Source organism: Aequorivita lipolytica (assembly GCF_007997135.1).
GTDB classification, from domain to species: domain Bacteria; phylum Bacteroidota; class Bacteroidia; order Flavobacteriales; family Flavobacteriaceae; genus Aequorivita; species Aequorivita lipolytica.
Genome location: NZ_VORU01000004.1, coordinates 254090 through 272656, shown reverse-complemented (window position 1 = coordinate 272656; position 18567 = coordinate 254090). Strand labels below are relative to the sequence as shown.

General features: G+C 39.6%; 16 protein-coding genes. 12 read left to right on the top strand and 4 right to left on the bottom strand.

Annotated features, from left to right (window positions below; translation table 11 throughout):
• Positions 1–21: 21 nt before the first annotated feature.
• Together ESV24_RS07435 and ESV24_RS07430 are read right to left on the bottom strand one after the other, a co-directional pair.
• A complete protein-coding gene (locus tag ESV24_RS07435; protein ID WP_111815753.1) occupies positions 22–1089 on the bottom strand; it encodes an isochorismate synthase in 1068 nt (355 codons plus the stop codon).
• A gap of 3 nt (positions 1090–1092) precedes the next feature.
• Positions 1093–1515 carry a PaaI family thioesterase gene (locus tag ESV24_RS07430; protein ID WP_111815752.1) on the bottom strand — a complete coding sequence of 141 codons (423 nt, stop codon included), beginning with the start codon at positions 1513–1515 and terminating at the stop codon, positions 1093–1095.
• A gap of 45 nt (positions 1516–1560) precedes the next feature.
• Here ESV24_RS07430 and ESV24_RS07425 point away from each other — a divergent pair, with 45 nt between their 5' ends.
• The 4 genes from ESV24_RS07425 (at position 1561) to ESV24_RS07410 (ending at position 4626) form a co-directional block, all read left to right on the top strand.
• Positions 1561–2202 (top strand): alpha/beta hydrolase, encoded by a 642-nt coding sequence (locus ESV24_RS07425; RefSeq protein ID WP_111815751.1) that lies wholly within the window; start codon positions 1561–1563, stop codon positions 2200–2202.
• A gap of 127 nt (positions 2203–2329) precedes the next feature.
• Positions 2330–3010 carry a leucine-rich repeat domain-containing protein gene (locus ESV24_RS07420; RefSeq protein ID WP_170227872.1) on the top strand — a complete coding sequence of 227 codons (681 nt, stop codon included), beginning with the start codon at positions 2330–2332 and terminating at the stop codon, positions 3008–3010.
• 304 nt (positions 3011–3314) lie between these two features.
• The gene (locus ESV24_RS07415; protein WP_200829523.1) at positions 3315–4313 is read left to right on the top strand and encodes an alpha/beta fold hydrolase; all 999 of its coding nucleotides are present in this window, start codon (positions 3315–3317) and stop codon (positions 4311–4313) included.
• A gap of 124 nt (positions 4314–4437) precedes the next feature.
• Entirely contained in the window at positions 4438–4626 is a 189-nt protein-coding gene (locus ESV24_RS07410; protein ID WP_235004016.1) for an SRPBCC domain-containing protein, read from the top strand.
• Between the two features lie 137 nt (positions 4627–4763).
• Here ESV24_RS07410 and ESV24_RS07405 read toward each other — a convergent pair whose 3' ends face one another.
• The gene (locus ESV24_RS07405; protein WP_111815748.1) at positions 4764–6038 is read right to left on the bottom strand and encodes a carboxypeptidase-like regulatory domain-containing protein; all 1275 of its coding nucleotides are present in this window, start codon (positions 6036–6038) and stop codon (positions 4764–4766) included.
• Positions 6039–6309: 271 nt separating this feature from the next.
• Here ESV24_RS07405 and ESV24_RS07400 point away from each other — a divergent pair, with 271 nt between their 5' ends.
• From ESV24_RS07400 to ESV24_RS07390, 3 genes are all read left to right on the top strand, one after another.
• The gene (locus ESV24_RS07400) at positions 6310–6765 is read left to right on the top strand and encodes an alpha/beta fold hydrolase (RefSeq protein ID WP_111815747.1); all 456 of its coding nucleotides are present in this window, start codon (positions 6310–6312) and stop codon (positions 6763–6765) included.
• 284 nt (positions 6766–7049) lie between these two features.
• On the top strand, positions 7050–7376 hold the full coding sequence (locus tag ESV24_RS07395) for a hypothetical protein (protein WP_111815746.1): 327 nt from the start codon (positions 7050–7052) through the stop codon (positions 7374–7376).
• 391 nt (positions 7377–7767) lie between these two features.
• On the top strand, positions 7768–8283 hold the full coding sequence (locus ESV24_RS07390) for a hypothetical protein (RefSeq protein WP_111815745.1): 516 nt from the start codon (positions 7768–7770) through the stop codon (positions 8281–8283).
• A 77-nt stretch (positions 8284–8360) separates the two neighbouring features.
• Here the strand turns inward: ESV24_RS07390 and dnaK are convergent, their stop codons facing one another.
• Positions 8361–10277 carry a molecular chaperone DnaK gene (gene dnaK, locus ESV24_RS07385; protein ID WP_111815744.1) on the bottom strand — a complete coding sequence of 639 codons (1917 nt, stop codon included), beginning with the start codon at positions 10275–10277 and terminating at the stop codon, positions 8361–8363.
• A gap of 420 nt (positions 10278–10697) precedes the next feature.
• Here dnaK and ESV24_RS07380 point away from each other — a divergent pair, with 420 nt between their 5' ends.
• From ESV24_RS07380 to ESV24_RS07360, 5 genes are all read left to right on the top strand, one after another.
• Positions 10698–11702, top strand: a complete 1005-nt coding sequence (locus tag ESV24_RS07380) for an alcohol dehydrogenase (protein ID WP_111815743.1) — start codon at positions 10698–10700, stop codon at positions 11700–11702.
• A 74-nt stretch (positions 11703–11776) separates the two neighbouring features.
• A complete protein-coding gene (locus ESV24_RS07375) occupies positions 11777–12535 on the top strand; it encodes an SDR family oxidoreductase (protein ID WP_111815742.1) in 759 nt (252 codons plus the stop codon).
• A 125-nt stretch (positions 12536–12660) separates the two neighbouring features.
• Positions 12661–15702 carry a DNA polymerase III subunit alpha gene (locus tag ESV24_RS07370; RefSeq protein WP_111815819.1) on the top strand — a complete coding sequence of 1014 codons (3042 nt, stop codon included), beginning with the start codon at positions 12661–12663 and terminating at the stop codon, positions 15700–15702.
• Between the two features lie 122 nt (positions 15703–15824).
• A complete protein-coding gene (gene dinB / locus ESV24_RS07365; protein ID WP_111815741.1) occupies positions 15825–17042 on the top strand; it encodes a DNA polymerase IV in 1218 nt (405 codons plus the stop codon).
• Between the two features lie 97 nt (positions 17043–17139).
• Positions 17140–18564, top strand: coding sequence for an L-serine ammonia-lyase (locus tag ESV24_RS07360; RefSeq protein ID WP_111815740.1), 1425 nt, complete (start codon positions 17140–17142; stop codon positions 18562–18564).
• Positions 18565–18567 lie beyond the last annotated feature (3 nt).

Sequence of the window (18567 nt, the reverse complement as noted above, 5' to 3'; positions counted from 1 at the left end):
GGTACGAAGACGCCGAAAATATTATAGCATTGGAGCCAATACTTGTAGCATGGTTTGCATTTTATTTTGGGTTTCCTCCCACTCCTCTTTTGCTTGTGAACCTATGGTTATTCCGCCACCTACAAAAATACGCGCTGTATTGTTCTCTATTTTCATGCAACGAAGGTTTACCAGTAGCATTGCAGTTGCACCATTTTCTTGTATTGGTCCGAAAAAACCAGTATAAAACTCACGATTATAGCCTTCGTTTTGAAGTATAAATTCTTTGGCGAATTTTGGCGGAGTGCCACAAACTGCGGGGGTGGGGTGCAAAGCGGCGGCAATCTTAGTTAATGTGGCTTTGCCTCTTTTCAAAATACCGGTTATGTCTGTCCGTAGATGATACATAGATCCCGCACGATGAGTATGTGGATTTGAAACTTTTAATACCGAAGTAACACGCTGCAGACTATTTGTTATTGCATCCGTAACCAATTGTTGCTCGTCCAATTCTTTAGGACCCCAAATTACTGGTTTTCGGTTTGTAAATGGCTGCGTTCCCGCCAAGGCCATTGTTTTAAACGAATCATTTTCCACCTGCACCAAAGTTTCGGGAGTAGCGCCGCACCATAACCCAGTTTGTGGATGGTACCAAATGTATCGAAAAGCGGTTGGATAAGCAGAAAACAAGCGTGTTAACAATAGTTCAAAAGAGAAGTTGCGTAATGGGAAATCTTTTGGACGTGAGATTACAATTTTATTGGCATTTCGTCTTTTGATATTTTCAATTGCTTTTTGAACCAATTGTAAATGGATTTTCTCTTCGGAGTTGTCTTCATTTACTTTTACTGAAGCCAAATTAATTTCAGATTCAATTAATTCGCTCTGCAACTTTTCAGAATTGCTTTCAGGAATAAAACAGGTCGAGTTTTTATAATCAAATGGTGCAAAAACAAAACCATTGGCATTAAATTCAGAAATATCAAAAAGCTCATTGGTTTTCTGTAACAAAGCCGTCACGGTATTTTGTTGGGGGAATGAATAGACCACCAAGGGCAATTCATCTTTCAATTGTTTCGAAATTTTTTTGATCAGTAGATGAAAATCCATTAATTATTTTTTGGGCAGAGTAAGGGTTGTTAGTTTTACCATTGAGACTAGCGCGCCATCATCATTGGTTATTTTTATCTGCCAGAGTTGTGTTGTTCTTCCTTTATGGAGTATGCTGGCGTGTGCGTAAACATAGCCGTCACGAACGCTTTTAACATGATTGGCAGCGATTTCAATACCTCTAATTACAATTTCTTCTGAATTTAGGAATACGAAAGCTCCAGCACTGCCTATACTTTCCGCTAAAGCTACAGAGGCTCCGCCGTGGAGAACCCCATCTGGCTGATGTACTTTTGGGGTTACGGGCATTCTGGCAATTAGATAATCAGCACCTACTTCAGTGAATTCTATTTCCAGGGTTTCCATCAGGGTATTTGGGCACATTTTGTTGCAGGCGACCAAAATTTCTTCGTTGGTGTACTTCATTGTATTGCTTTACATTTGTAAAAATACAAAATAGAACGCAACAAAATGAGCACCCAAAAAGAAGCTACCTACACCACTATTAATACGTATCACACAATCAATGAATTAACTCCAAAAACAAAGAATATTTGGATGGTTTTCCACGGAATGGGTTATTTGAGCAAGTATTTCATCAATTATTTTTCTGAATTGGATAAAGAAGAAAATTATGTTATTGCTCCACAAGCACCTTCAAAATACTATCAAGATAAGGCCTTTAAACACGTGGGCGCTTCTTGGCTTACGCGGGAAAATACAGAATTGGAAACGAAAAATATACTTAACTATGTGGATACAGTTTTTGAAAAGGAAGTTTCAGGAGCAATTCCAAATTTAATTGTTTTGGGGTACTCGCAGGGAGTTTCCATTGCAACGCGCTGGGTGGCCAGCCGAAAAATCCAGTGCGATAAATTAGTGCTGCACTCTGGAGGAATCCCTAATGAATTGCAGCCACAGGATTTTGAGTTTTTAAAACCAACTGCTCAGGTAATTTATCTCTACGGAAATAAGGACCAATTCATTACCGAGGCCAGAAAAACAGAGGAACATTTAAAAGGCTTTAAACTTTTCCAAGATCGCTTAAATATTGAAGTGTTTGATGGAGTTCATGAAGTGAATAAAACGGCTCTCTTAACAATTTCAAAATAATTTATCGGTTTTTGTGCATTTCATCGAATAATTTTGGGTTTTAACTTCTTTTAGCTTTCTTTTACTAAGCTTTAATAATTAATGGCCCCAAACTATGAAAAAGGCAACACTAACCTGCTTATGTTTTTTGATAGCGTCACTCGCAATTGCGCAAGTGAGCAAACAGGAAAAACAAGTTCTTTTAGATCTATACGTTGCGACCAACGGACTAAAATGGAACAACCAATGGAATCTGGAACAACCAGTTGAAACTTGGTACGGCGTTACGGTCGAGAATAACAAAATAATTGGTATAAGCCTTTTGTTCAACAACCTAAACGGCACTTTGCCTGCTTCTCTAGGACAGTTAAAAAGCTTGGAGAAACTGGAATTATCATTCAATCCTATTTCTGGTTCTATACCTGCTGAGTTGGGAAATCTGCCTCAATTGGAGGTTTTGGCGATAAACGGCACAGCAGTGAGTGGAAGCATTCCAGAATCATTGGGAAATCTTTCAAACCTTAAACAATTGCATTTAAGCAGCAATCAATTAAGCGGAACCGTTCCCGAAAATCTTAGCAACCTTAAGCAAATTGAAGTCTTTAATGTTTTTGACAACGATTTATATGGAGCATTACCGCAAGGATTGGCCAGTTGTCAAAACCTAAAACAGCTCATGGTAGCAGAGAATAATTTTAACAATCCCGATGATTTTTCGGTGGTATTACTGTCTAACTCAGGAGCAAAAATAGATTTATTCAATAACTCCCCACAAATTCAACCAGCCCAATCCATAATAGCTGTGGAGCGGGACGAAAACGAAGATTAACACTATTCTATTTCCTCATTTTCCAAGCGACCCGAAAGGGTCGCTTATTATTTGGAACACGACCAAAAACAGATTTAATCGTTAAAATACATTGATAGTTTAGAAATTATTCGTAGATTGCCCCAGGTTTTTGAACCAAGTGGCCCCCACCCACTCCAAAAGCCTCAAAGCTTAATATTTGGTTAAAAAACAAGCTTTTGAATGGAGCGACTCTTTTAGGGTCGCTCTTTTTTTTATTAAAACCTTAATATTAATTGCTGCTCATAACATTTACTTTTAGAGAAAATCAATACTTTAAATTGTTATGAAAAAAATACTATCTACTTTTCTACTGCTTATTTATTCAATAACTATTTCGGCTCAAAATGATAAAGTTGAGAAACTGGAAATAAATCTTGAGAATTATACATACCCTTTTGAAGTTTCTTTCATAAACGTCGAAAATCAGCAGCAAAATCTGAAAATGGGGTATATGGATGCGATGCCCGAAAACTATAATGGAAAAAATGTTCTGTTGCTTCACGGAAAAAATTTTAATGGGGCTTATTGGCAAACTACTATTAATCAACTTACAAAAGAAGGATTCCGCGTAGTGGTACCAGATCAAATAGGTTTTGGAAAATCATCAAAGCCCGAACATTTTCAATATACTTTTCAGCAATTGGCAGAAAACACCAAAATGTTACTAGACAGTTTGGGAATCAAAAAAATAGCCGTTCTTGGTCATTCAATGGGCGGGATGCTTGCAACGCGTTTCGCATTGATGTATCCAGAAACCACTGAAAAATTGATTCTTGAAAACCCTATCGGACTTGAAGATTGGAAGCTAAAAGTGCCCTATAAAAATGTAGATTGGTGGTATAAAAGCGAACTTGAAAAAGATTACGATAAAATAAAAGCATATCAAAAAGAAAGCTATTACGATGGAAACTGGAAACCTGAATATGAGCCGTGGGTAAAACTCTTGGCAGGTTGGACGCTAAACGAGAATTATCCTTTAATAGCCTGGAATGCAGCTTTAACTTATGAGATGGTTTTCACCCAACCCGTGGTGTATGAATTTCCAAATATTAAAGTTCCCACACTTTTGATCATAGGTACACGTGACCGAACCGCTTTGGGAAAACCATTAGTCTCAGAAGAAGTTCGGAAAACGATGGGACTTTATAATGAATTGGGCAAAAAGACACGTGATGCCATTCCAAATGCTGAGTTGGTTGAAATACCCGACGTTGGCCACTTGCCACATATTGAAGCTTTTCAAGAGTTTATCACTCCCCTTGTTCAGTTTTTGAAAACATAATTTGTCTCAGTTTTTAAAAGGAAAATAAAATATGAATAGTATAAGTGCAATAAAAATTACCGTGGAAAATTCAATAAATGCAGATTCCCAAAAAGTTTGGGAATACTAGAACTAACCCGAACACATTACCAAATGGAACTTTTCCGGTGACGATTGGCATTGCCCAAAAGACACGAACGATCTACGCGTGGGCGGCAAGCTATTTTTCCGAATGGAAACCAAGGAGGGCATTTTTGGGTTTGACTTCAATGTTGTATATGACGAATTGGTACCGCAAAAGAAAATCAGTCACACAAAAAAATTCTATTTTTAAAATAATTCAAAACACCAAAATGGTTAATTGTTGATTAAAGAACGAGCTTATAAAATTAGAGCGGACTTTGCGGATCGCTCCAATTTTATATAAATTTTTCTAATCGCTTTTATGCACACTCCAATATATAAAGATGTTCAGCCTTTGTTTCTATCCAGCTTGCGCTGAATTTTGTTGATTGCCGATTCTATGGATTCCTCGGGTTCGATAACGTTATAGGGGCCCCAAAAATCCGGATCGGAAAATCCGGAAACCGCATCACTCATTACCACCGTGGGTTTCAATCTTTTTTCAATTTGTCCTTTTGTTCCACTGGTATTATTTTCCCAATCTGTAACCGCCATTTCGGTGGCCAAGGTATAAGTGGTATTGAAAAGTTTCCCTCTTTGGTCCACTTTAAAGGTCAGTTGCATATTGCTGTAACCGTAATACCATTTTCCATCCTTTTCGCGATAGTCTACGTGATAAAAAGTTTCTAATGGATAAACATTGATGTCATTGGGTTTCTTTTTTACAAATAGCTTACTGGCTTCTTTTTTGTCCACAATCACCAAACTATAGCTCGCGCTGGTCAGGGCAAGTGTATCGGCATCTATAAACAGTTTTCCCTTGTAATAGGCATCGCCATATGTTTCTTTCTGAATAAATAAAACTACAAGCACCGGTTTGCTGTTAATAGTACTTGGTGGCTCGAAGTTGTAGTTATAGTTGGCAATAGTCTCATTTGTAAACAGATATTCAGGATATTTCATCACATCGAGATATAAGGCCGCGAATGGCCCGCCCTGCAGTTTGAAGGCCACCGTGTCCAGACGGCGGTAATCCGTGCTTTTTCTGGCCTTGTGCAATTCAATCACGTCTTTGGAATTGGACATATATGGTTGTCTATAAAGATTTACCACCGCCTCGGTAAGCGAAACGTTCCGATTGCGTCTTTTGATGGTTTCCCTGTAAAAAGCTGTCATCACCGCAGGATCGTTCAAATTGTTTTGGGCTTTCTTCTCAAAAACTTTTTTTACTAAGGCTTCCGCATTGATGTAAGTCGCAATATTCACTTCCGAAAGTTGCGTTATTTTGGGGTTCAGGGTAATCATGTTCTGCTTATTGGAAAGTGTTTTAATGGCTACCTCCTTTGGTTGGTACCCCAATAGTGTTAATACCAAGGTGCCATCGGTTGCGCTTTCTGGTACCTTTAACACAAAATTTCCGTCCACATTACTGATTGTGTTGATATTGGTATATTTCAAATTTATACTTACCGCCTCAAGGGGATCTTGGGTATTACCGTCTGTAATCTTTCCTTTAAATTCCACATGATTTTTTAGTGCCTGTGCTGTTACCGTCGGTGCCAAAACTATCAAAAAACATAGCAGAACCGCAACGGAAAGTCTTTTTAAAATAATAGTTTTCATAATAGTAAGTTTTAAATTAGTACACTTTAGTGAGTATTTCGTTCTCAGAATGTACCTAAAGATACAACGTAAGCATCCAACTATCAACTAGATACTTCATAGATGACTAAATAATTATAATTCTTTGTTTAATTTTAAAGTTTGTTTGCGATTTCACGGTTTGGGTTGTTTCTTTTTGTACGGCGATACAATTGTATTATTCTTTCGGATAAATAGACGAAACTTCGATTTAATAAATATTATATGAAATACGCTTCTAATATTTGAAAACATGAAACTCATTGTTTTACTTCTTTTGACCTTAATGTTTCAGGAATTTACCGCATTTGGGCAGGCTTTACGTCCGGAACAAATGGTTCAGAGTTATCTCAATATAAAAGACCACAAGATTTATTTTGAAACGTCGGGAAGTGGTCAATCTTTAATTTTAATACACGGCGGCTATTTGGACCACGACATTTGGAATAACCAAGTAACCTATTTAAACAACAACGGATTCAAAACCATTATTTTTGATGACCTGGGCCACGGCAACACGCGGAATGGAAGAGAGGAGCTTTATGGATATGAAATTATTGAACAATTGCGCACCCATCTCAAACTTGGCAAAATCAGTTTGGTAGGACTTTCATGGGGTGCCATGCTTTCAGTGGATTATACCTTGAAATATCCCCAAAACGTAGATAAACTTGTATTGATTTCTCCCGGAATGAACGGTTGGAACTAATAGTATGATTCGTAATTAACCTTAAATACTCTATATTATGAAAAACTATGTATTTGTTTTACTGTGCGTATTTTTGGTCATTGCTTGCGAAAAAGAAGGCAATCCAGACCAAATAAACGAGCTACAACTGGCAACAAGATAAAAATGCTGGCAAAGTTTACGTATGCCATAATGGGCATCTAATCAACGTAAATGTTAATGCCATTCCAGCCCAAAGGGCCCATGGCGATGCCATAGATCTGGACGGCGATGGATATTTCAATCAGGAAAATTTATGTTCGGTCTTGATTGATTGTTATGATGAAAACCCTGACATTCAAGGCACCCTTGATTGGGCGGGAAAGGGTATTGACTCTAATGGAAATATCTATAACATAGCAGTACACATGGCTTGCGACTTTTCCGTCGGGACAGTGGACTACGAGTTTTGCATAGGCTCTTTGACCTTGATGTCTCAAGTTGGCAATACTTATACCTATTCAGAAACCGTTACTGCAGGCTGCGTGAATAATTGCACAGTAACATTACAACTACTCGGTAACGGCTCGCTCAATTTTACAGAAGACTGTGGCTTCGCGGGTGTATTGTCGGCTATTTTACCGCCAATCTAATTTGCAATTTATATTTATTGCGCAGATACCATAAACAGAAAAGTCATTGACCATATTTAATAACGGTTAGTGGCTTTTCACTTTTTTTAGCTCCCCAAAGCATCGAAGAACATTCACTGAGAAAGATTAACCGAAGTCGATTAAATTATTGCTAAGCTTTTTTAACTTCCTCCCATTTCCGACGGCTTGATGATTTTCTTTTTGTGGTATGGATGGAGAAAATATTTAAAAAAATGTTATTCTAATTAAAAAAGCCGCAACCCTCTCAGGTTGCGGCTTTTGAATTTATAATTTTCCAAAACAAACCATTTTCCAAATTCGTTCAGGCAAAATTTTAATTCTATTCACTATATTTCCAATATAGAAAAAATTAACATTCAAAATTATTTTTATGAAAATCATTAAAACAATAGCTTTTATTCTCTTGGTAACAACAGCGAACACTGCATTGATAGCCCAAGAATTTCAGGTGCCAAAGAATGTTATCCTAAACAATGGCCAAGACTACAAAAACTATGAAACCGATGTGGTAAATGCGGTTACTTGGTTAGAAAACACACCTTTAAACCAACAATCAGCTAAAAGAAAACAGGTGAATGGATTTCTACTTCAGTGGATTACCGGTGTACCAGATATAACAATAGATTTAGGAGAATTTCAAACAGGTTTAACTATAGATATCCCAGATTTATTAGTTGCATATTTAGGAGGCTGGATAAAATATGCAATAGAAAATCCATCCGAAAAAAGCAATAAGCTTATGGGCAATCTTGCAGGTGTAAAATGTGTACTAAAAATATATTCGGAAAATGTAGGGAAAGGAATAACTAAAAGTAGAAAACTAGAAAAACTACTTAAGTTGGATGAAACCGCATTACTGGCATATGTTCAAAAAGAGATTCAATAATTTTTAAACCATTTTGATCACAAAAAAACCGCAACCCTCTCAGGTTGCGGTTTTCAAATTAATCTATTTCTGGAAGCTTACTTCACCTCTTCAAAATCTACATCCTCAACATCGCTGTTTTCTTCTCCGTTTGAAGAAGCTTTTCCAGCATCCTGTGAAGCATCACCCTCTGGAGCGCCTTGTTGGCCGTCCGCTTGGGCTTTGTACATTTCTTCAGAAGCGGTTTTCCAAGCTTCGTTTATTTTATCCAAAGCGGGTTGAATGGTTTCAACTTCCTTGGTTTCGTACGCTTTTTTCAGTTCTTCCAAAGCATCCTCGATTGGTTTCTTTTTATCGTCAGATAATTTTTCACCAAACTCTTTCAGTTGCTTTTCAGTCTGGAAGATCATGCCATCAGCTTCGTTCAATTTATCCACTTTTTCTTTCGCGGCCTTATCGTTTTCAGCATTTGCTTCTGCATCGGCTCTCATCTTTTTGATTTCATCTTCTGTAAGTCCAGAAGAAGCCTCAATACGGATATCCTGCGTTTTATTGGTAGCTTTATCGGTAGCGCTTACTTTAATGATACCGTTGGCATCAATATCAAACGTTACTTCAATTTGTGGCGTACCGCGCTGAGATGGTGGAATTCCGTCTAAGTGGAAACGACCGATTGTCTTATTATCGTTTGCCATTGGGCGCTCACCTTGCAATACGTGAATCTCAACACTCGGCTGATTGTCTGCCGCAGTAGAGAATACCTGGCTTTTCTTGGTAGGAATGGTTGTGTTGGCCTCAATTAATTTGGTCATTACACTACCCATAGTTTCAATACCAAGTGAAAGTGGGGTAACATCTAAAAGTAGTACGTCTTTCACATCTCCGGTCAAAACACCACCTTGAATTGCAGCACCTACGGCCACAACTTCGTCTGGGTTTACACCTTTGCTAGGCTTTTTTCCGAAGAATTTTTCTACAGCTTCCTGAACTGCAGGAATACGGGTGGAACCACCTACCAATATTATTTCGTCAATATCGCTTTTGCTCAATCCAGCAGCTTTCATTGCTTTTTCGCAAGGCGCAATGGTTCTTTTTACAAGAGGTTCTATCAATTGCTCAAACTTTGCGCGTGTCAAGGTTTTTACCAAGTGTTTTGGTCCGCTGGCAGTAGCCGTTACGTATGGCAAGTTGATTTCAGTTTGCGTAGTAGAAGAAAGTTCAATTTTCGCTTTTTCAGCAGCTTCCTTCAAACGCTGAAGTGCCATTGGGTCTTTGCGAAGATCAAAATCTTCTTCTGCTTTAAATTCATCTGCCAACCAATTAATGATTTTTTGGTCAACATCGTCACCACCCAAATGGGTATCACCATCAGTCGCAAGTACCTCAAAAACGCCGTCGCCCAATTCAAGGATACTAACATCGTGCGTACCACCACCAAAGTCAAAAACCACAATTTTTTGGTCGATTCCTTTTTTGTCAAGACCGTATGCAAGTGCTGCTGCGGTTGGTTCGTTTATAATTCTTTCTACTTTAAGACCAGCAATTTCACCGGCTTCTTTAGTTGCGTGACGCTGACTGTCGTTAAAATATGCAGGAACCGTAATTACCGCACGAGTTACTGGCTGACCCAAGTAATCCTCAGCAGTCTTCTTCATTTTCTGAAGAATCATAGCGCTCAATTCCTGTGGAGTGTAAAGACGTCCGTCAATGTCCACACGGGCGGTGTCGTTATCACCTTTTACAACTTTATAGGTTGCGTGTTCCGCTTCAGATTTTGATTCTGAATATTTGTTCCCCATAAATCTTTTTATGGAGCTGATGGTCTTTGTAGGGTTTGTTACCGCCTGTCTTTTAGCGGGATCTCCTACTTTAATTTCGCCACCTTCCACAAATGCAATTACGGAAGGAGTTGTTCTTTTTCCTTCGGCATTAGGAATAACCGTTGGCTCGCTACCTTCCATTACGGCAACGCAGGAGTTGGTTGTACCTAAGTCGATTCCAATTATTTTACTCATCTTTTTAATTTTTTATTGTTATTATTTATTCCGAACAATCGCTACAAGCGCATTGCGAAGGAATCTATTCTTTTTTATTTACGGTCTGTTTAAGACAATGATTGTGCCAGCACACGGATTATGACAAGCTGTCAGAAAAGCAGGATTTTTATAAGAACTTGGGTGTGCCCCTAAGTCGTGTCGGCCTTTAACTCAACTCTATTGTTTTATTAGATTCGTTGAATACTTCATATTTCAGCGCTACACGTTAGCGTCTTCTATAACTCAGGCAAATCCTGACTACACTCCAACTTTAGAATTATATAGTCTTCATTTTAGGAATTAACGTTCTCTTAAAACAAAAACTTACTCACAATTCGTACTTTTAAAATCCTCAGAAAACTCACAATCCCGATAGCTATCGGGACATAAACTCAAAATATGAAAGCAGTACAAGTACCAAAAGCCGGAGCCGATTTCAAAATAGTAGAAATGGACAAACCCACCCCAAAAGATAACGAAGTATTAATAAAAGTAGAAGCTTGCGGAATTTGCCACAGCGACAATTTTGTAAAAGAAGGTGGTTTTCCCGGACTTGAATATCCACGCGTTCCCGGCCACGAAGTTGTAGGAATTGTTGAAAAAGCGGGTAAAGACGTAAAGAACTGGAAAAAAGGACAGCGTGTTGGCGTTGGTTGGCATGGAGGTCATTGCTTTACTTGCGAACCTTGCCGAAGAGGAAATTTTATAAATTGTGAAAATGCGAAAGTCGCCGGAATTTCTTATGATGGCGGTTATGCAGAATATATGTGCGCTCCACAGGAAGCCGTGGCAAACATCCCCAAAGAATTATCAAGTGAAGAAGCCGCGCCACTTTTATGTGCCGGCATCACAGTTTACAACGCGATGCGAAACAGTAACATTCGCCCCGGAGATGTGGTGGCAGTACAGGGAATTGGAGGTCTCGGCCATCTCGCTGTTCAATACGCAAACAAAATGGGAATGCGCACCGTTGCCCTCTCCCACTCTGACGATAAAGAGAAACTTGCAAAAGATCTCGGCGCTCACCATTATATAAATACCGAAAAACAAGATGCCGTAAAAGAACTCCAAAAATTGGGTGGTGCTAAACTTATCGTCGCAACCGCCCCCCACGCCGATGCCATTAGCGCAGTGATTGACGGTTTGGGAATTGACGGACAGTTAATCTGCATCGGCGCCACGGGAGATGCAATCGAAGTCTCGCCAATGCAGTTGCTCCAAAAGAGAAAATCCGTTTCCGGATGGCCCAGCGGAACTGCGATTGATAGCGAGGACACGCTGAATTTCAGCGCACTCACCAACACCAAACCAATGATTGAAACCTATAAATTGGACGATGTGGAAAAAGCGTTTAAAAGGATGATGGACAACAAAGCAAGATTCCGCGTTGTATTGGTTCCATAAAATATGTCACGCTGAGCGCAGTCGAAGCGCTCTTTGAAAACTGAATACTGAATACTGAATACTGAATACTGAATATGTGGAATTTAAAAAATAAAAAAGTCGTCATAACTGGTGGCACCAAAGGAATAGGAAAAGCAACGGTTTTGGAATTCCTTTCGCTTGGCGCGGAAGTAATTTTTACCGCCCGGAATAAAAAAGAAGTTAATGCTTTTGAAAAAGAGCTTCAAAAAGACGGCCACAAAGCTTATGGAATTGTGGGCGATATTTCAGAAAAGGATAGCATCGAAGCCATTTTTTCCGAAGTGGAAGAACGTTGGGATACTTTAGATATTTTGGTAAATAATGCGGGTATAAACATCCGAAAAGCTGCGGTGGAATATTCCGAAGAAGAATACCAAAAAATAATCAGCATCAATCTTACCGCACCTTTTCTCTTGAGTAGAAAATTATATCCTTTTCTGAAAAAATCCGGGAATGCTTCCATTGTGAATGTAGCTTCAGTATCTGGCGTAATGGACACAAAAACCGGTTCGCCCTACGGAATGTCCAAAGCCGGATTAATTATGCAAACCAAAAACTTGGCTACGGAATGGGCAAAAGACGGAATTCGCGTAAACGCAATGTCGCCGTGGTTTACCGAAACACCATTGACCAGCGATCTTTTAAAATTAAAAGAGCGTATTGATCCGGTTTTAAAACATACGCCAATGGGGCGCATTGCCCAAGCTGACGAGATGGCAAGTGTAATCGCTTTCTTTGCGATGGATAAATCATCTTATGTTACCGGCCAAAATCTGGTTGTTGATGGAGGGATAACCAGTACGGCTATTTAGAAGAAAAAGCAACGAATATCAAATCGCAAATTCCAAAAAATAATCTTGGGATTTGGGATTTTTTTATTTGTAATTTGTTTTAGTTGTTGGAAATATTCCATAATTTTGGAATAAATCCAACACAGATGTTTTTGAATTGCCACACATACTATAGCCTCCGTTACGGAACCTTGAAAATCAGGGATTTGTTGAGTTTAGGCCAACAGAATAGAGCTATTTTTATGGCACTTACAGATATTAATTCCACCTCCGCTTGTTTGGAATTTATCCGAATTGCTTCGGAATATAACGTGAAACCAGTGATTGGCGTCGATTTCCGAAATGATGCGAAACAACATTTCATAATGCTAGCTGAAAACAATGAAGGCTTTCAGAATATAAATGAATATCTGTCAGCATTTCTCCATCAGCGCCAAGGAACCAAAAACGCTGAAATTCCTTCCAAAGCAAAGCAGCTTCCCAGCACATTCGTAATTTACCCATTCGCTTCTTTTGAAGGCGAAACCCTTGCGGAAAATGAATTTATCGGAGTAAGAATGGACGATATCAATCGTTTAAAATTTTCACCTTGGAAAGATAAGCAGAGCAAACTGGTCATTCTCCAAACGGTAACTTTTCAGAATAAAAAAGGGTTCAACACCCACCGATTACTTCGGGCGATTGACAACAACACCTTGCTGAGCAAATTGCCAACTTCCGAACAAGCCAGCGAAAACGACGTATTTATTTCCGAAGAAAAACTAAAAAAAGCATTTGAGGAATTTCCGCAGCTTATTAAAAACACTGAAAACCTTTTGAACCGTTGTTATATCTCCTTTAATTTTTCAAAGGAAACCACTTGCAACCAAAAATCCTATACTACAAGTGAAGATCTGGATTTTCGATTGTTGAAAAAATTGGCTTATGCCGGAATTCATTATCGTTACAAACGTCCGGGCGAACGCGTGATGCTGCGGATGGAAAAGGAATTGGGAATAATAAAAGAAAAAGGGTTTGTCTCCTATTTTCTCATCAATTGGAAAATACTGAAATACGCCCGCAGCAAAGGCTATTTCTACGTGGGCCGCGGCAGTGGCGCCAATAGTATTATAGCTTATTTACTTAGAATTACAGATGTTGATCCCGTGGAACTCGACCTTTATTTTGAGCGATTTATAAACCTATATCGAAAAAACCCACCCGATTTCGACATTGATTTTTCGTGGCAGGATCGCAACGATATTACCGATTTTATTTTCAATACTTTTAAGAATACTGCGCTTATCGCGGTTTACAATACTTTTAAATTTAAAGCGTCGGTGCGGGAATTGGGGAAAGTTTTCGGCTTGCCAAAAGAAGAGATCGATAGACTTTCTACCCAGGATTGCAACTTTAAAACGCTGGATAAACTTTCGCAATTGGTGATTGTTTACAGCCAATATATTCAGGGTTTTCCAAATTATTTAGGAATCCACGCTGGCGGAATTTTGATTTCGGAAAAACCAATCCATTATTACACCGCCACATTTATGCCTCCAAAAGGCTACGCTACTACACAGTTTGATATGGTAATTGCCGAAGATATCGGTCTTTATAAATTCGATATTTTGAGTCAGCGTGGATTGGGTAAAATAAAGGATGCCGTGGAGATTGTAAAACAAAACCATCCCGAAAAAAAACCTATTGATATTCACGATATAAAACGTTTTAAGGAAGACGAACGCATCAAGGATTTACTGCGGAATGCAAAAGCCATCGGCTGTTTTTACGTGGAATCGCCGGCAATGCGGATGTTGCTTAGAAAATTACAAGTGGATGATTATTTGGGCTTGGTGGCGGCGAGTTCCGTGATTCGCCCAGGCGTTGCAAAAAGTGGGATGATGCGCGAGTATATTCTGCGTTATCGTTTCCCCGAAAAAAGAAAGGAAGCGCATCCCGTTTTGCTGGAAATTATGCCCGAAACCTATGGCGTAATGGTCTATCAGGAAGATGTGATAAAAGTTGCGCACCACTTTGGCGGATTGGATTTGGGCGAGGCAGATATGCTGCGACGTGGAATGAGCGGCAAGTTCCGTTCGCGGGAGGAATTTCAAAAGGTGAAGGATCAATTTTTTAACAATTGTAAAAATTCCGGAAAAGCGGAAGCATTTACCACCGAGGTTTGGCGACAGATTGAAAGCTTTGCAGGCTATGCTTTTGCGAAGGGCCATTCCGCTTCATATGCTGTTGAAAGCTACCAAAGTCTTTTTTTGAAAGCTTATTTTCCGTTGGAATATATGGTCGCTACGCTCAATAACGGCGGCGGTTTTTACAGTGTGGAGCTTTACGTTCACGAAGCGCGGATGCATGGCGCAAATATTTTGCAACCCTGCGTCAACAAAGGTTACGGCGCAACTATTATTGACGGAAAAGATATTTATATAGGCTTCGATTTTTTGCAGTCTTTGGAATCAAAACTTATTGATAGAATAATAACCGAACGCAATAAAAACGGTGCTTTTGAAAGCTTAGACAATTTTTTGGAACGCGTTTCTATCGGGATGGAACAAGTGACAATCCTTATAAAAATAAATGCTTTTAGGTTCACCGGAAGAAATAAACGCGAACTGCTTTGGGAAGCCTATATGAAAATAAACAAAGTGAGTTTTGAGGAAAATGTTTACACACTTTTCAAACAAAAAAAGATTGATTACAAAACCCCTTCCCTACCGCACACCGCGCTCGAAGGTGCTTTTGATGAAATGGAACTGCTGGGTTTTCCGTTGTGCAGTCCTTTTGAATTGCTCTCGGTAGCTTCAGAAAATAAAGTTCGTGCAACGCATCTTCCTAATTTCACAGGAAAAACGGTGACTATTGAAGGTTATTTGGTCACTACAAAACGAACAAAAACCACCAATGGACAGCAAATGTATTTCGGCACTTTTGTGGACCGCAATGGCGACTTTGTGGATACGGTGCATTTTCCTCCGGTGGCCAATCAATATCGTTTCCGCGGAAAAGGAATTTACAGTATCACCGGAAAAGTAATTGAGGAATTTGACTGTATAAATATTGAAGTTATAAAAATGGAACGATTGGCGATTATTCAGGATCCGAGATATAGTTCTGCAACCGTTTTAAAAAACTCGGATGGCAAAGACAAAACTGTTACGGATAATAGACGCAAGACAGTGAAACATATGCCGTAAAACTTTGTGTTCTCTGTGCCTCTGTGGTTTAATATTCACCGCAAAGGCACAAAGAACGCAGAGAAAAAACAATAACCTAAATCCTTTATCTCAAATCTAACGTCTCACGTCTCAAATCTGTTATGAACGACAAAAGAAACATAGTACACATGGATTTGGACACATTTTTTGTGTCCTGCGAACGCTTGCTGGATAGTAAATTGATAGGAAAACCCGTATTGATTGGTGGTACGACTGACCGAGGCGTGGTGGCTTCCTGCAGTTACGAAGCCAGAACTTTTGGAATCCACTCTGCAATGCCGATGAAACTGGCGCGCCAATTATGCCCCGAAGCGATCGTGGTTCGCGGTGATGCCAGCACTTACAGTAAGTTTTCAGAAAACGTTACCGATGTCATCAAAGAAAGTGTGCCGCTCTATGAAAAAGCTTCAGTAGATGAATTTTACATCGACTTAACGGGGATGGATAAGTTTTTCGGATGCGAAAAATTGGCTTCGGAATTACGACAGCGCATTATAAAAGAAACCGGATTGCCCATTTCCTTTGGGCTTTCGGTAAATAAGACGGTTTCAAAAATAGCTACGGGTGAAGCAAAACCCAACAATCAAATCCACATTTTAAAAGGTACAGAAAAACCCTTCCTTTCGCCTTTACCCGTAAACAAAATACCTATGGTGGGTGAAGTTACCTATCGCGCTTTATGCGATCTTGGCATAAAACAGATAAAAACAATACAGGAAATGCCGGTGGAAATGATGGCAAAGGTTTTCGGAAAAAACGGGCAGACCATTTGGCAAAAGGCCAACGGGATAGACAATACACCCGTGGAGCAATATACCGAACGAAAGTCCATTTCCACCGAACGCAGTTTTGATCGCGATACTACCGATGTAAAAAAACTGGAAGGAATTATAATCGCAATGGCAGAAAATCTGGTTTTCCAACTTCGGCGCGGCAATAAACTTACTGCATGCGTAACGTTCAAAATAAGGTATTCAGATTTTCAAACCTATACCATTCAGCAAAAAATACCGTACAGCTCGGCAGACCATAAGATTCTTCCTGTGATAATGGAACTTTTTAAGAAACTGTACCAACGCAGACTGTTGGTGCGTATGGTGGGCGTGCGGCTCAGCCATTTGGTAGAGGGCGGATTTCAAATAGACCTCTTTGACGACAACGAAAAAATAATCAATCTCTATCACGCAATGGACAAGATGCGGGATCGCTACGGCGACCGTGCCGTAATGCGTGCGGCGGGCATGGAAGCCAAGAGCATTGGCCGCTGGAATCCATTTACGGGAGCTCCGCCGCCATTGTTGCCGAATAGGAGAAGGTAAAATTCAGGTTCCATGATTTCTAAAAATAAATTCATAATTCTAATTTCATTATTTAGAATTAAATAAGATGCTATCTTTGTTTTTAAAAGAATTTTGAATGGAAAGTATCAGTGTTTTTGATATGTTGAAAATAGGTGTTGGGCCATCGAGCTCGCACACTTTGGGACCGTGGCGCGCGGCATTACGTTGGATTGGTGAACTGAAAGAGAAAAACCAGTTTGAAGATGTAGCTGAAATTTCAGTGGATCTGTACGGCTCCCTTTCGCTCACCGGAAAAGGTCACGCTACCGATCTCGCTTTGATGCTGGGTCTTACGGGTTTTGATCCTGTAACATTTCCTATTGAAAACATAGAAAAAGAAATTGCTTTTATCAATTCAGAAAACAAACTGAAACTGAATGGCGAACTGGAAGTTCCATTCTTTCCCAAAGAAAATATCATCTTCAACAGAAAGTTTTTGGAGTTTCACCCAAACGGAATGACCTTTAAAGCTACGCTGAAAAATGGCTCCAAAAAATCTTCATCGTTTTATTCCATAGGCGGTGGTTTTACCGTGAAAAAAGAACGAATACGCAAAAAAATAAAGCTGGCAAAGTTTGCTCAGTTCCCCTTTCCTATTGAAAAAGGGACAGAACTTTTGGCATATTGCAAAGCTGAAGGTAAAAGCATTTCAGAAATAGTTTTCGAAAACGAGAAATTCCTAAGAAGTGAAGCTGAAATAAACGACGGCCTACAGAAAATCTGGAACGTAATGCTGGATTCTATGTACGTGGGAGCACACACCGAGGGAACATTACCTGGCGGGTTAAACGTTACCCGAAGAGCATTCGCTATGAATAAAAATCTTATTGGCGATCACAAATACACGAATGCCGAAGAATGGATTGGTGCCATAAGAAACACCGAAGTAAAATTTCGTCAAATCCTGAAATGGGTTTCGTGTTTTGCCCTCGCTGTGAACGAAGTAAATGCTTCATTGGGGCGCGTGGTTACTGCGCCCACTAATGGTAGTGCAGGTGTAATGCCTGCCGTGATGATGTATTATATGGTCATAGAAAATCATGACGCCAATTTTGACGACGTTCGTAAGTTTTTGCTCACCGGGGGTGAAATTGGAAGTATTTTCAAAAAAGGTTCTACCATTTCTGCAGCTATGGGCGGTTGCCAGGCAGAGATTGGCGTTTCATCATCTATGGCAGCCGGAGCCCTCTGCGAATTAATGGGCGGAACTCCCGAACAATGCCTTATGGCAAGTGAAATTGCAATGGAGCACCATCTTGGTATGACCTGTGATCCCATTGCCGGTTTGGTTCAAATTCCGTGTATTGAACGAAACGCAATGGGTGCTATAAAAGCTATTAACGCTTGTGAGATGGCTTTGGACAGCGACCCTTCCAAAGCAAAAGTTCCACTTGACAAAGTGATTGCAACTATGTGGGAAACTGCAAAGGATATGACTTCAAAATATAAAGAAACCAGTGAAGGTGGATTAGCCGTTCAAGTGAATATTAGCGATTGTTAAAGA

What these genes read in the sequence shown, in the direction of transcription:
- ESV24_RS07435 (WP_111815753.1), bottom strand. Translation starts at nt 1,089, where the DNA reads ATGGATTTTCATCTACTGATCAAAAAAATTTCGAAACAATTGAAAGAT.
- ESV24_RS07430 (WP_111815752.1), bottom strand. Translation starts at nt 1,515, where the DNA reads ATGAAGTACACCAACGAAGAAATTTTGGTCGCCTGCAACAAAATGTGC.
- ESV24_RS07425 (WP_111815751.1), top strand. Translation starts at nt 1,561, where the DNA reads ATGAGCACCCAAAAAGAAGCTACCTACACCACTATTAATACGTATCAC.
- ESV24_RS07415 (WP_200829523.1), top strand. Translation starts at nt 3,315, where the DNA reads ATGAAAAAAATACTATCTACTTTTCTACTGCTTATTTATTCAATAACT.
- ESV24_RS07405 (WP_111815748.1), bottom strand. Translation starts at nt 6,038, where the DNA reads ATGAAAACTATTATTTTAAAAAGACTTTCCGTTGCGGTTCTGCTATGT.
- ESV24_RS07400 (WP_111815747.1), top strand. Translation starts at nt 6,310, where the DNA reads ATGAAACTCATTGTTTTACTTCTTTTGACCTTAATGTTTCAGGAATTT.
- ESV24_RS07390 (WP_111815745.1), top strand. Translation starts at nt 7,768, where the DNA reads ATGAAAATCATTAAAACAATAGCTTTTATTCTCTTGGTAACAACAGCG.
- dnaK (WP_111815744.1), bottom strand. Translation starts at nt 10,277, where the DNA reads ATGAGTAAAATAATTGGAATCGACTTAGGTACAACCAACTCCTGCGTT.
- ESV24_RS07380 (WP_111815743.1), top strand. Translation starts at nt 10,698, where the DNA reads ATGAAAGCAGTACAAGTACCAAAAGCCGGAGCCGATTTCAAAATAGTA.
- ESV24_RS07375 (WP_111815742.1), top strand. Translation starts at nt 11,777, where the DNA reads ATGTGGAATTTAAAAAATAAAAAAGTCGTCATAACTGGTGGCACCAAA.
- ESV24_RS07370 (WP_111815819.1), top strand. Translation starts at nt 12,661, where the DNA reads ATGTTTTTGAATTGCCACACATACTATAGCCTCCGTTACGGAACCTTG.
- dinB (WP_111815741.1), top strand. Translation starts at nt 15,825, where the DNA reads ATGAACGACAAAAGAAACATAGTACACATGGATTTGGACACATTTTTT.
- ESV24_RS07360 (WP_111815740.1), top strand. Translation starts at nt 17,140, where the DNA reads ATGGAAAGTATCAGTGTTTTTGATATGTTGAAAATAGGTGTTGGGCCA.